The organism is uncultured Amphritea sp., assembly GCF_937127095.1.
GTDB lineage: Bacteria > Pseudomonadota > Gammaproteobacteria > Pseudomonadales > Balneatricaceae > Amphritea.
The window spans coordinates 15,499-28,056 of the sequence record NZ_CAKZLP010000019.1 but is presented as its reverse complement, the minus strand read 5'-3'; the positions used below and the strand labels follow the sequence as shown (position 1 = coordinate 28,056).

The following is a 12,558-nucleotide window of genomic DNA, read 5'->3' as shown; positions in this document are numbered from 1 at the left end:
CCTGAAGGGTGATTAGTATTTCAGTTCTACGCGACGGTTCTGAGCCCATGAACTATCGTTATGGCCCATTACCACTGGCTTCTCTTCACCAAAGCTAACCAGTTCAATCTGGCTGCTGGAAACACCGTTAACAGTCAGAACACGCGCGATAGCCTGTGCACGACGCTCACCCAGAGCCATGTTGTATTCACGGGTACCACGCTCATCAGCGTGACCTTCCAGAACAACAGACGCAGAAGGGTTAGCAACCAGATACTTTGCATGACCACGTAGTGCCTGTACAGCTTCTGCTTTAACCTGAGTCTGATCAAAGTCAAAGTAGAAAACGGTTGCCAGATTCTTAATATCGGCCATAGAGGTACCGGACATAGAAGAATCAGAAACTGCCTGAGTAGTCGTTGTTGGAGTAGCGTCGCTACCCATGGTATCTGTATCTGTTGTATTTGTTGTACTACAACCAGCAGCCCAAACTACGGTCAGCGCCAAAGCAGTCGCTTTACCAATATTCATAGCACGCATCGAACACTCCTAATATTTAGCCAATAATGTGCAAATTAAACCTTAATCCTGCTTAAAGTAAAGCTTGCTAAGCCTGATTGCAAGAGCCGTATGATAATACTACGGCTTTTCTAACTATTTGATTTAACTTTGTACCTTTGCGCAGTCACCTTGTCACTCAGTGCAGTCACTGCCGCACATCAACTGGCCAAACACCTTACTGGAATGGAGACCAGGCCGGCTCACGAACATCGCCATCCGATGACGGCAAGCGGAACTTCACCCGACCATCCAGCGACACCGCTGACAACACTCCGCGCACACCTTCCTGGGTGGCATAAAGGATAATACTGCCGTTGGGCGCGATGGTTGGTGACTCATCCATGAAGGTTTCAGTCAGCAGATCGACCCGGCCGGTACGCAGATCCTGCACCGCGATATGGAATGAACCATTGCTCTGATGCACCATCGCCAGAAAACGTCCATCCTGAGTCAGACGACCACGGGCATTATACTGTCCTTCAAATGTCAGCCGTGTGACATCCCGGGTCGGCAGATAGATCGAATAGATCTGCGGCTGACCACCCCGGTCCGAGGTAAAGATCAGCGATTGCCCATCAGGCGACCAGGATGGCTCGGTATCAATACCAAAATGATGTGTAACACGGGTCAGACGTCGCTGCTGCAGATCCAGCACATAGATCTCCGGGTTACCGTCTTTAGAAAGCACCAGCGCCAGCTGCTTGCCATCGGGTGACCAGGCAGGGGCGCCATTCAGGCCGCGGAAAGACTGGACTTTTTCCCGCTTACCGGTAGCAAGGTACTGGATGTAGACCGCGGGACGGCCCGACTCAAATGAAACATAGGCCAGCTTAGTGCCATCACGGGACCAGGCAGGAGACAGAATAGGTTCTTTTGACTCCAGAATAGTCCGGGGATTATGTCCATCAGAATCAGCCAGCATCAAACGATAACGATGTTTCGAGGCTGCCAGCTGTTTCGCGGTTACGTAAACAATACGGGTAGAGAACGCACCCCGTACTCCGGTCAACGCTTCAAAGACCTTATCACTGATATAGTGACCGACAGCACGCAGGTTAGTCCGGTTAGCCTTGATCTCCTCGCCCAGGATGCGCTCCTCTTTAAGAACATCATAGAGTTCGAAAGCAACCGTCAACTGACCTTCGGTCTCTTTAATTTGGCCAATAACAATAAAATCGCTGCCACTGATACGCCAGTCGCGAAAAAAGAGAGAGTTTCGATCAGAGGGAAAACTAAGCATATTTTCCCGCGGCATAATTTTGAACATGCCACTTCGATAAAGGTCATCACTGACCACCTGGGCAACGTCTTCAGGCAGTGCCTGAACACCATTCAACGCAAACGGCACCACAGCCACCGGTGTTGGCTGATCAACCCCCTGAGTAATTTCGACGGTCAGTTCAGCCCGCGCCAGCACACTGAAAAAGAATAGAAAGATGAAACATAAAGTACGCTGCATTACTGATTACCTGCGAAGATCTGACGGTTTGTATTCAAGTTTTAACTTCCTAAAGTTCCTGTCAAAAAGAACCGGATCCATTTTTTGTAACTCAGTGAATCGTCCCACCCGTTTGACTGCACGGATGGCACTCTCATCAAAATAGCTGTCACCACTGCTTTCGACCACATAAACATTATCGACCTCACCGGTGGGCAACAGGTGCAGTGACAAGATAACTTTCATACCGTTACGGGCACTGGGGGGGCGGCTCCAGTTATTTTTAATTTCTGAACCAATATAATCAAGGTAACCGGCGGTCGCTTTCTGATCTGCCTGCCTCTGCATCTCCTGTTCTTCTGCGGCCATGGCTGCGACCAATTCAGCCTCACGACGTTTTTGTTCCTGTTCCTGACGCTGCTGTTCCGCCTGTTTACGCTCTGCTTCTTTTAGCGCTTCAGCTTCACGACGTTTATCTTCCTGCTGTTTTTTCTTGGCTGCCTCGGCCGCCTGCTCTTTCTTTTGCGCTTCCGCTTTTTTACGTGCGGCCTCTTGTTTCAGCGCTTCTTTTTTCTGAGCTTCTTTTTTCTGAGCTTCTTTTTTAAGTGTTTCTTTTTTAAGTGCTTCTTTTTTAAGTGCTTCTTTTTTAAGTGCTTCTTGTTTCAGCGCTTCAGCTTTCTTTTTAACTTCCGCCTGTTCTTTCTTAATAGCCTCTTTTTTCAATTGCTCTTTTTTCAGCACTTCTTTCTTGCGGGCATCCTCTTGCTTCTTAGCCTCGGCTTTCTTGCGCGCATCCTCTTTACGTCGTGCTTCAGCCTGCTTATCCTGTTGCTGCGCTTTTTGTTGCGTTTTCAAATCAACCATCTGCGCTTTAACATGTCTGGGCGTGAGTTGCCGTTGGTCTTCAGCATAACCAAACCAGCTATAAAAAAGCGCACTCAGAATGACTGAATGGAGAATCAGTGCCAATAACGCAGGAAACAGATAACTTCGTAGATTCACAGTCAAACTACTCTGTTACCAGTCCGACACTTTCTGCACCGGCCTGTTGCAACAGCGTCATCAACTGCACAACATGATCATAATCAACACCCTTATCTCCGCGGACCAACAGCAGTTTTTTTGGATTACTACTCAGGACTTTACTCACCCGTTCCTCAACAACTTCACCCGTCACCGCCTCAAGGGGGTTTCCACCGACATCGATATAGTAATTACCCTCTTTATCCACGGTCACAATCAGTGGTTCACTGTCCTGAGTATCAACCGGATCAGAGCCAGCCTTTGGCAACTGAACATCAACACCCTGAGTCAGCATGGGTGCCGTAATCATGAAAATCACCAACAGCACCATCATCACATCGATGTAGGGCACCACATTGATCTCAGCATTCAGTTTGCGTCTCTTTTTAACTCTGCGAATCATAATACCAGCCTGTTACAGATCAGCTTGAGGTGTGTACACGACGGTGTAATACACTTGAGAATTCATCGGCAAAGGTTTCATAACTGTTCATCAACGATTCGGTTTTTGCCGAGTAACGGTTGTAGGCAATGACTGCAGGAATCGCAGCAAACAGGCCGATTGCGGTTGCAATAAGTGCTTCAGAAATACCGGGCGCAACCGACGCCAGGGTTGCCTGATGTACATTTGCCAAACCCCGGAATGAGTTCATAATTCCCCACACTGTGCCGAAAAGGCCGACATAAGGACTGGTTGAACCTACCGTCGCCAGAAATGGCAGGTGTAACTCTAATTTTTCCTCTTCCCGGGCAAGCGCCACGCGCATACTGCGCTGAGCACCATCCATAATAGCATCGCGATCTGCGCCGGACTGCTGACTCAACCTGCTGAACTCTTTGAGCCCGGCACGGAAAATATTCTCAGCACCGTTGCTGCTATCCGGATCGGCATTCACTTCACGGAACAGCTGGCTAAGATCAACACCGGACCAGAAACGATCTTCAAACGCGCGAAGTTTTTGTTGCGCCTGACGCAACACAAAGTGACGCTGAAAAATCACAATCCAGGAAAGCACTGATGCGATTAACAACAGCAACATTACCAACTGGACAACAACACTGGCATTAGCCACCAGACTCCAGATCGACATTTTATCCGGCACGTTTACAACCCCTTCTGTAGAAATCTGAAAAACTGGTTCTGATAGTAGCGAGATCAGCGTTTAAAATCTGCCCTTTTTCTGACAAAAAACCATTTTCATCCTGATTGAACACTGTACAGAACGTTTGATAAACAACCGCTGAACAGATGCTCGTCGATTGGAGAGCCATAGGGTATTAAAGTTCAACGATAGGCAGGAATTGAGATAAAAAAGCCGCCTGAACAGGCGGCTGAAAAAGAACTAACTCATAACCAACTAACTCATAACCAACTAACTTAGAATCAACACACTTAGAATGTCGATTCGCTACCCCGATTGCGATGCAACTCATCTCGCGACTGACAGCCAACACAAAGTAACGCGGCCGGGTTAGCCATGAGCCGATTCAGCTCGATCTCTTCGCCACACTTTTCACAACTTCCATAATGCCCTGCTTCAATCCGCTGCAGCGCACTATGACACTCCCGTATCTCCTCCTCCAGTTGTTTTATATGCGATAAGCTGGTCTGATTAACTTCAACAACAACAGCCGCTGCCTCAACCCGGTCAAGCACCTCAGTACAACTCACCTGATTCAGCTCTTGCAGTTGATCGCTCTGTTCCGCTTTCAGATCGGCCTGTAACTGCTCCTGAAGGATCTGCAGTTCACGCTTCAGACTTTTAAGTTGAGAGCCATTCAGGCAACAGAGTTTCATAGTGTTCATACGTTAACGCCCTAAACATTATTGTTTTATGTCTACACGTTAAACGTTAAACCCATAATGGAAACTCTGCGTTGATATAAATCAGTTATCGCCAGCTGATCAATTTTCTATTGACCCCGGTCAGGCATTTCAATGCCAAAGTGGCGATATGCATTATCGGTCACCACCCGACCGCGCGGGGTGCGCATCATAAAACCCTGCTGTATCAGATAGGGTTCAAGCACATCCTCAATAGTATCCCGTTCTTCACTAATCGCCGCCGCCAGGCTATCAACCCCAACCGGCCCACCACCAAACTTTTCGATCATCGCCAGCAACAACCTGCGGTCCATATGATCAAAACCATGCTCATCCACATTGAGCATATTCAACGCAAGGTCAGCCATCTCCAGCGATATGCGACCATCGCCTTTAACTTCCGCATAATCTCTTGCCCTGCGTAGCAAGCGGTTGGCAATCCGTGGAGTACCCCGAGAGCGACGGGCGATCTCAATCGCACCCTCGTGATCCACACCACTACCGGAAAGCCGCGCAGAACGCTCGACTATCGAGGTAAGATCATCAATGTTGTAGAATTCAAGCCGCTGAACAATTCCGAAGCGATCACGCAAAGGAGAGGTCAGCAAACCCGCGCGGGTGGTTGCCCCGACCAGCGTAAAAGGCGGAAGCTCCAGCTTAATGGAGCGAGCCGCAGGCCCTTCTCCGATCATGATATCGAGCTGATAGTCTTCCATCGCCGGATAAAGCACCTCTTCCACGGAAGCACTCAAGCGATGTATTTCGTCGATAAACAGCACATCACCAGGCTCGAGATTGGTCAGCATCGCCGCCAGGTCTCCCGCCTTTTCGAGCACCGGACCAGAGGTCGTTTTGATATCGCAGCCCATCTCATTGGCGATAATATTAGCCAGCGTGGTTTTGCCCAGCCCGGGAGGGCCGAAGATAAGTGTATGATCGAGCGCTTCCTGACGCTTGCGGGCGGCGCCGATAAAAATCTCCATCTGTTCCTTCACCACCGGCTGACCCACATAGTCCTGCAATGTTTTCGGCCGGATAGCCCGGTCCTGCACCTCTTCCTGAGGCGCAGTGACGACCGGAGAGATAAAGCGATCAGCTTCGATCATAGTCTGTACCCTATCACTAACATTCAGCTATTACCCCTGCACCATACTTTTCAAGGCCGCACGGATCAGCACCTCACTGGATGCACCAGGATTGGCTTTTTCTGCCTGGGCAATCGACTTAGTCGCCTGGACTGGCTTATACCCCAGCGCCACCAGAGCACTTTCCGCCTCGGCCCGACTATCGGTTGCCGCGTTATTGGTCACCGGCCCCATCCCATCGGTCAGGGTAAACTCATCGACATCACTAAACTGGAAGTCCTGCAGCTTATCCTTCATCTCAATAATAAGCCGCTCTGCGGTCTTTTTACCCACCCCCGGCAATCTAACCAGCGCCACGGTATCCTGATGCTGTACCGAGTGGACAAACTCATCAACACTGATGCCGGAAAGAATAGTCAGAGCCAGCTTAGGCCCTACCCCATTCACTTTTATCAGGGTGCGAAACAGGGAGCGTTCTGAGCGCTCATAGAAACCGTATAACAGCTGAGCATCTTCACGCACCACCATATGGGTATACAGTGTTACCGGTCGCCCGACTTCAGGCAACTGGTAATAGGTGTTCATTGAAACATCAACTTCATAGCCCAAACCATTCACATCAACCACCAACTGCGGTGGATGCTTTTCCAGCAGTTCGCCTCTCAATCGTCCTATCACAGCTTTTTTCTCTCCAGATCAACCCCATCACGGGGCTTAAATTTTTCGCTACTCAGTATCATTTGAGACAGTTCTCTCAGCGTAACCGCCCTCCGCGACTGCTTTTCGCCCCGGCCATCATAATAAGGCTACTGCGGGTATGCGCATGACAGAGCGCTATGGCCAGTGCATCTGCGGCATCGGCCTGGGGCAGCCCCGGCAGTTTAAGAATGGATTTAACCATATGCTGCACCTGGGCTTTATCCGCCGCGCCATTACCAACCACCGCCTGCTTTACCTTACGGGCAGCATACTCTGCAACCTCGAGCCCCTGATTAGCACCGGCGACGATTGCTACCCCCCGAGCCTGCCCCAGCTTAAGCGCAGAGTCAGGGTTACGCGCCATAAACACCTGCTCTATCGCCATCTCCTGCGGACAGTAGTGCTCAATAATCTCAGTCACTCCGGCGTAAACCTGCTTCAATCGATCCGCAAGCACGTCACCTTTGATCCTGATGCAGCCACTGGCGACATATTCGTTCTTTGAGCCAACGGAATTGATAATACCGTATCCGGTAATCCGGGAGCCCGGATCTATTCCCAAAATCAACATAACTGCATTATCAACTCAAAGTACTGTTTATTTATACAGAGCACAATACCCCAGATTCAGCCATAAAAAAAGCCGTGCAGTGCACGGCTTTATGATTAACTGCAAAATACTTTATGGTGTCTTACGCAGTTTGATATTCAGTTCACGCAGTTGAGCCGCACTCACCTCACCCGGCGCCTGAGTCATCATACAGGCAGAACTCTGGGTTTTCGGGAAGGCGATCACTTCACGGATCGAATCGGTACCGGTCATCAGCATGATGAGACGGTCAAGACCAAACGCCAGACCACCGTGGGGTGGCGCACCGTATTTAAGTGCGTTCAGCAGGAAGCCAAACTTATCATCCGCTTCTTCATCAGAGATCCCCAGAATATCCAGCACTGACGCCTGCATCTCCCGGTTATGGATACGGATAGAACCACCGCCCAGCTCACAACCATTCAGAACCATATCGTAAGCACGTGACAGCGCTTCCAGAGGATTCGCTTTCAGCTCTTCAGCGCTGCAGCTTGGTGCGGTAAATGGGTGGTGCAGTGCAGTCAGACCACCGTTATCGGTCTCTTCAAACATCGGGAAGTCAACCACCCACAGCGGCGCCCACTCACACTGAGCCATCTGCAGGTCTTCACCCGCTTTGATACGCAGTGCACCCAGCGCTTCAGAAACAACTTTCTCTTTATCAGCACCAAAGAATACGATATCGCCGTTTTGCGCACCCAGACGTTCCATAATCGCCATCGCCACCTCGTCACCAAGGAACTTAACGATGGGAGACTGCAGACCTTCAACGCCTTTTTCCAGCTCGTTGACCTTAATCCAGGCCAGACCTTTAGCGCCGTAGATACCGACAAACTTAGTGTACTCATCAATGATCTTACGGGTCAGCTGAGCACCACCCGGGACTTTCAGGGCTGCCACACGGCCTTTAGGATCTTTAGCCGGACCGGCAAATACCTTAAACTCGATCTCAGCCATCAGATCGGCAACGTCAACCAGCTCCATCGGGTAGCGCAGGTCCGGTTTATCAGAACCATAGCGCTGCATCGCTTCGGAGTACGGCATCCGCGGGAAGTCACCGAGATCGATCCCTTTCAGCTCCAGGAACAGCTTACGGATCATCTTTTCAGCGATGCCCATGATCTCTTCCTCATTCATAAATGAGGTTTCAATATCGATCTGTGTAAATTCTGGCTGACGGTCAGCCCGCAGATCTTCATCACGGAAACACTTAGCAACCTGGTAGTAGCGATCAAAACCCGCCACCATCAACAGCTGTTTGAACAGCTGAGGAGACTGAGGCAGCGCAAAGAAGTGGCCTTCATGCACCCTGCTTGGCACCAGATAGTCGCGGGCACCTTCAGGAGTAGCACGGTTAAGAATCGGGGTTTCAATATCAAGAAAACCGTTCTCATCCAGATAGCTACGGATAGCCGTAGTCACCTTGGAACGAAAACGCAGCTTCTCCTGCATCTCAGCACGACGCAGATCGATGTAACGGTAACGCAGACGTACCTCTTCACCCACCTGCTGATGCTCATCCAGCTGGAAAGGAGGCGTTTCTGATTTGTTCAGGATAACCAGTTCCTGGCCCAGAACTTCAATCTCACCGGTTGCCATATCCGGGTTAACAGTACCTTCCGGACGGGCACGAACGACACCCTTAATCTCAACAACATACTCACTACGGCAGCTGTCTGCCAGCGCGAAGCTCGCTTCACGATCAGGGTCAAACACCACCTGAGAATGACCTTCGCGGTCACGAAGATCCAGAAAGATAACCCCACCGTGGTCGCGACGACGGTGAACCCACCCCGTCAGAGTAATGTCTTCGCCGATATGCTCTTTTCTGAGATCGCCGCAATAATGACTGCGCATAGTTAAATGTTCCTGTTACTTAGCAAGCTGAATCAGTGTTTATTCAGACAATTAAAAATCAGTTACCGGATTCACCCTGGCCACCCGCCAGGTTCTTTTTCTTACCGGTTTTAAAATCAGTCTCGTACCAGCCCGTGCCGGATAATCTGAAACCTGACGCGGACACTTTTTTTACCACGTCGACAGAGTTACAGACAGCACATACGGGCGCTGGCGCATCAGACTTCAGCACCAGCTTTTCAAATTCATGACCACAAAGACGGCACGCGAAATCAAAGATTGGCATTCTTAGCAGCTTCCCCCTGAGAAAGAGATACACCGCAAAGCGACCCGATTGGTTTCAGCCCTATTTATTGCAAAAGCTGACAACGTCAGCCGCCTTGCTCAGAAAACGGCGAATTATACCTGAATTATTGGCCGCTGACAGGGCCAATTAATGGATTTTAAGAGAGAAATCAGCTGATCAGACCCCAAGCAACAAAATTTACCTCCTCAGACATCATCATCTGTAATTTCTGATGAATCTCCTGAATCTGAAGCTCAGTATAAGGCTTCGCAGCAACCGCTCCCCAGACCGGCGCAGGCCAGGCAGGATCACCTTCAAAACGAACCACATGATGAACATGGAGTTGTTTCACCACATTCCCCAGTGCGGCAATGTTCATCTTATCCGCATCAAACACATCGTGAAGATTTTCTGACAGACATGAGGATTCATGGAGCAGCTGAGCCTGATCCGCCGAAGACAGGTGATAGATCTCACTGGCTTCGGCACGACGCGGTACCAGAATAAACCAGGGGTAGTTGGCATCATTCATCAGCAACAAACGGCACAACGGAAAGTCACCCAGGGTAATACAATCGTTATTCAGACGAGAATCCAGTTCAAATTCCAACTCCAGCTCATCCATTTTTATTCTCCTAGCGTAAACACAGATGCAAACTTATGATAGTAGCAATAGCCATCCTGAAAAGCAGTCGGCCTGCTCACATCTGCAAAAAGATAATGCTTTATTATCGGGTAGTTAGATAATAAATTCTGGCTCTGAACAGTATAGGACAATATGCCGCAATTCAATTTTTATAGCGCCATCGAGCAGATCGGAGCAGAGCGCTGGAACAGCCTGGCGGGCACAGATTACCCGTTTCTTCGCTATGAGTTTCTTTCTGCATTAGAGTATTCCGGTAGTGTTGCCCCGGATACGGGCTGGCAACCCTGTCATCTGGTCGTGACCGAAGGAGATCAGGCCATTGCCGCGATGCCGCTCTATCTGAAAAGCCACTCTTACGGTGAGTATGTGTTTGACTGGAGCTGGGCAGACGCCTATCAGCGCAACGGGCTTGAATACTACCCTAAACTGCTGACCGCGATCCCCTTCACCCCCTGTTATGGCCCGCGCTTAATGTTTCACGCCAGCCTGAGTGACACAGAACAGACAACCCTCACCCGGCAGATTCTCTCAGCGGTTCAACAGCTGGCATCGCAATACCAGGCATCTGGCTGGCATGGGCTGTTTCTTGAAGGCCGTCTGCTAGAAAAAGAGGGGTTCCCGGAGCTGAACTACCGCCTCGGAACCCAATACCATTGGTTCAACCGCGATTACTCTGATTTTGAAGATTTTCTCGCCACCTTCAGCTCCCGCAAACGCAAAAATCTGCGCAAAGAGCGCAGTAAGATTACAGAGCATAATATTGAGCACCGTTTTATCAGTGGCACCCAGCTAACAGATGAGATGCTCCGGCAGTTTTACCAGTTTTATCAAATCACCTATCTGAAACGCGGCCGCAACGGCTATCTCAATGCAGCGTTCTTTCACCAGCTCAGGGACACCCTGCCAGACCAGCTGCATATCTGCTTTGCCTATGATATGAATCACAGTGACACTGAAGCGGTTGCCGGAGCACTGTTTTTTCAGGATAGCGAGAACCTCTATGGCCGCTATTGGGGGGCGCTGGCGGAGTACGACAGCCTGCATTTTGAGACCTGTTACTATCAGGGCATTGAACACTGCATCCGTCATCAGCTGCAACGATTCGATCCTGGCGCTCAGGGGGAACACAAGATACAACGGGGGTTCGAGCCTATCGAAACCTGGTCAGCCCACTGGCTCGCACATACAGGGTTTCAGGATGCAGTGGAGAAATTCACCGAAGAAGAGGAAGCGATGTTACGTCAGGAGATGGAATATCTGCGCCAGCGACTGCCCTTTCGCAAAACAGAATGAAACAGTCAGGGCTGCAGATAGATCACCGGGCGACGCTGATCATCGCCGCGCAACGCACAGAACGCCTGTTTATTACCGCCGCGGTAATTCACCTGAACATTAAAGCCCATGCCCGGTTGATGATTCAGCAGTAAGATGCGCTCTTCACCCGCCGGAATTCTAAAAGCCTGAATCTTTGACTGAGTATCAGCGCTGCCAAAATCCAGCTGAATCGACTCAATCATCAGATCACTACTGTTGTGAAACGTCACCGTCATCCCTGAATCGACCGAATTTAAACGGCTGAGTATCACGCTCGCCAATAACGCCAGCAGAATAACCAGCCCTCCAATCCATAACTTCGATGAGAGGGTGACACGTCCTTTTGTCCCGGTATCCATGATTAACCTTTATCTCTTGATGCTGATGCCTTGATCCTGCGCGTTGATCTTGCGCCTGAATCTGTAAGCTCGAGTGCTGATAAATGCCAATTTTGTCAGCTTTCTTTTTTAACTGTTAATACAAAACGCCCCGATCTTTGCTCAAGGCTCTCTTGGCACGGAAATAAGATCACCGAAGGTAACATAATCGGCACCGCCCAGTCGCCCGAGCGGATCAAGCTTTTGTGGATCAACAATCACCCGCCCGCGCTCATCTATCTCAACCGCAGAGTCATCAATATAGATATGCCGTACCCGACCAAATATCAGAAACTGCGGTCCATCACCGATCTCTCTGGTCTCATATAATTCACAATCCATCGCCACCCGACAACCTTCAATTCGCGGCAAGGGCGAGTCTGTAAAGGAGATCAGATTCAGTCCGGCGTCGGTTACTTCAGACACACCCTCAGGCAGCGTTTTCGCCGTTTGGGTCATCTCGCTCGCCTGGCCACGATGGGCCTGATGCACAACAAAATGTTTTCGTTCTATGATATTCCGGTAGGTGTCTTTCAGGGAACCGTCCGGCTTATGTCCCACTGAGATCATAATGATGGGCGGATCGCTGCAAACCGCAGAAAAAATGAAAACGGTGCAAGATTAAATTCGCCATTTTCATGCTCTGATAAAACCCAGGCCACCGGGCGGGGTAACACCGTCTGCGTCAAGGTAAAATAAGCCTGAGCAGATGAGATTGAATCCAGTTTAATATCCATTAAGTCCTTATAAATCAGTGTGCTAAATTTATCATTTTATATTTTACTTGCTTACGTTATACCGGTTGAAATCCACATTACAACCTACATAACAACCCCATCACTGATGTAACAAAATAATGCTCTATCGCTTAACCCTGCG

General features: G+C 49.7%; 16 protein-coding genes. 1 reads left to right on the top strand and 15 read right to left on the bottom strand.

The genetic code is table 11. The features are described from left to right. Positions 1–12 precede the first annotated feature (12 nt). The 12 genes from pal to Q0499_RS04215 form a co-directional block, all read right to left on the bottom strand. Positions 13–519, bottom strand: a complete 507-nt coding sequence (gene pal / locus Q0499_RS04270; protein WP_299196599.1) for a peptidoglycan-associated lipoprotein Pal — start codon at positions 517–519, stop codon at positions 13–15. Between the two features lie 196 nt (positions 520–715). Beyond that, positions 716–1,999 (bottom strand): Tol-Pal system beta propeller repeat protein TolB, encoded by a 1,284-nt coding sequence (gene tolB / locus Q0499_RS04265; protein ID WP_299196597.1) that lies wholly within the window; start codon positions 1,997–1,999, stop codon positions 716–718. 6 nt (positions 2,000–2,005) lie between these two features. Beyond that, the gene (gene tolA / locus Q0499_RS04260) at positions 2,006–2,980 is read right to left on the bottom strand and encodes a cell envelope integrity protein TolA (protein ID WP_299196591.1); all 975 of its coding nucleotides are present in this window, start codon (positions 2,978–2,980) and stop codon (positions 2,006–2,008) included. A 7-nt stretch (positions 2,981–2,987) separates the two neighbouring features. Continuing rightward, positions 2,988–3,404, bottom strand: a complete 417-nt coding sequence (gene tolR / locus Q0499_RS04255) for a protein TolR (protein ID WP_299196581.1) — start codon at positions 3,402–3,404, stop codon at positions 2,988–2,990. 19 nt (positions 3,405–3,423) lie between these two features. Beyond that, positions 3,424–4,104, bottom strand: a complete 681-nt coding sequence (gene tolQ, locus Q0499_RS04250; protein ID WP_363317772.1) for a protein TolQ — start codon at positions 4,102–4,104, stop codon at positions 3,424–3,426. Positions 4,105–4,394: 290 nt separating this feature from the next. Further along, on the bottom strand, positions 4,395–4,808 hold the full coding sequence (locus Q0499_RS04245; RefSeq protein WP_299196579.1) for a TraR/DksA family transcriptional regulator: 414 nt from the start codon (positions 4,806–4,808) through the stop codon (positions 4,395–4,397). A gap of 107 nt (positions 4,809–4,915) precedes the next feature. Continuing rightward, the gene (gene ruvB / locus Q0499_RS04240) at positions 4,916–5,932 is read right to left on the bottom strand and encodes a Holliday junction branch migration DNA helicase RuvB (RefSeq protein WP_299196577.1); all 1,017 of its coding nucleotides are present in this window, start codon (positions 5,930–5,932) and stop codon (positions 4,916–4,918) included. 30 nt (positions 5,933–5,962) lie between these two features. Continuing rightward, positions 5,963–6,589: a Holliday junction branch migration protein RuvA gene (gene ruvA / locus Q0499_RS04235; RefSeq protein WP_299196575.1), complete on the bottom strand. Its 627-nt coding sequence runs from the start codon at positions 6,587–6,589 to the stop codon at positions 5,963–5,965. Positions 6,590–6,665: 76 nt separating this feature from the next. Continuing rightward, positions 6,666–7,181, bottom strand: a complete 516-nt coding sequence (ruvC, locus tag Q0499_RS04230) for a crossover junction endodeoxyribonuclease RuvC (protein ID WP_299196573.1) — start codon at positions 7,179–7,181, stop codon at positions 6,666–6,668. A 111-nt stretch (positions 7,182–7,292) separates the two neighbouring features. Further along, complete coding sequence (gene aspS, locus Q0499_RS04225) at positions 7,293–9,056, bottom strand: aspartate--tRNA ligase (protein WP_299196570.1); 1,764 nt, start codon at positions 9,054–9,056, stop codon at positions 7,293–7,295. A gap of 58 nt (positions 9,057–9,114) precedes the next feature. After that, positions 9,115–9,342 carry a zinc ribbon domain-containing protein gene (locus Q0499_RS04220; RefSeq protein WP_299196568.1) on the bottom strand — a complete coding sequence of 76 codons (228 nt, stop codon included), beginning with the start codon at positions 9,340–9,342 and terminating at the stop codon, positions 9,115–9,117. Positions 9,343–9,511: 169 nt separating this feature from the next. Further along, complete coding sequence (locus tag Q0499_RS04215) at positions 9,512–9,967, bottom strand: HIT domain-containing protein (protein WP_299196560.1); 456 nt, start codon at positions 9,965–9,967, stop codon at positions 9,512–9,514. Between the two features lie 153 nt (positions 9,968–10,120). On the opposite strand from Q0499_RS04215, the gene Q0499_RS04210 reads away from it, so the two are divergent. Next, complete coding sequence (locus Q0499_RS04210) at positions 10,121–11,281, top strand: GNAT family N-acetyltransferase (protein WP_299196556.1); 1,161 nt, start codon at positions 10,121–10,123, stop codon at positions 11,279–11,281. A 5-nt stretch (positions 11,282–11,286) separates the two neighbouring features. Here the strand turns inward: Q0499_RS04210 and Q0499_RS04205 are convergent, their stop codons facing one another. The 3 genes from Q0499_RS04205 to Q0499_RS04195 all read right to left on the bottom strand — a co-directional run bounded on the left by Q0499_RS04205 (position 11,287) and on the right by Q0499_RS04195 (position 12,416). Beyond that, complete coding sequence (locus Q0499_RS04205; protein WP_299196553.1) at positions 11,287–11,661, bottom strand: hypothetical protein; 375 nt, start codon at positions 11,659–11,661, stop codon at positions 11,287–11,289. Positions 11,662–11,802: 141 nt separating this feature from the next. Beyond that, positions 11,803–12,249 carry a flavin reductase family protein gene (locus tag Q0499_RS04200; RefSeq protein WP_299196551.1) on the bottom strand — a complete coding sequence of 149 codons (447 nt, stop codon included), beginning with the start codon at positions 12,247–12,249 and terminating at the stop codon, positions 11,803–11,805. Then, positions 12,246–12,416, bottom strand: a complete 171-nt coding sequence (locus tag Q0499_RS04195) for a hypothetical protein (RefSeq protein WP_299196544.1) — start codon at positions 12,414–12,416, stop codon at positions 12,246–12,248. Before Q0499_RS04195 ends, Q0499_RS04200 begins: the two co-directional genes overlap by 4 nt. Positions 12,417–12,558: the final 142 nt, after the last annotated feature.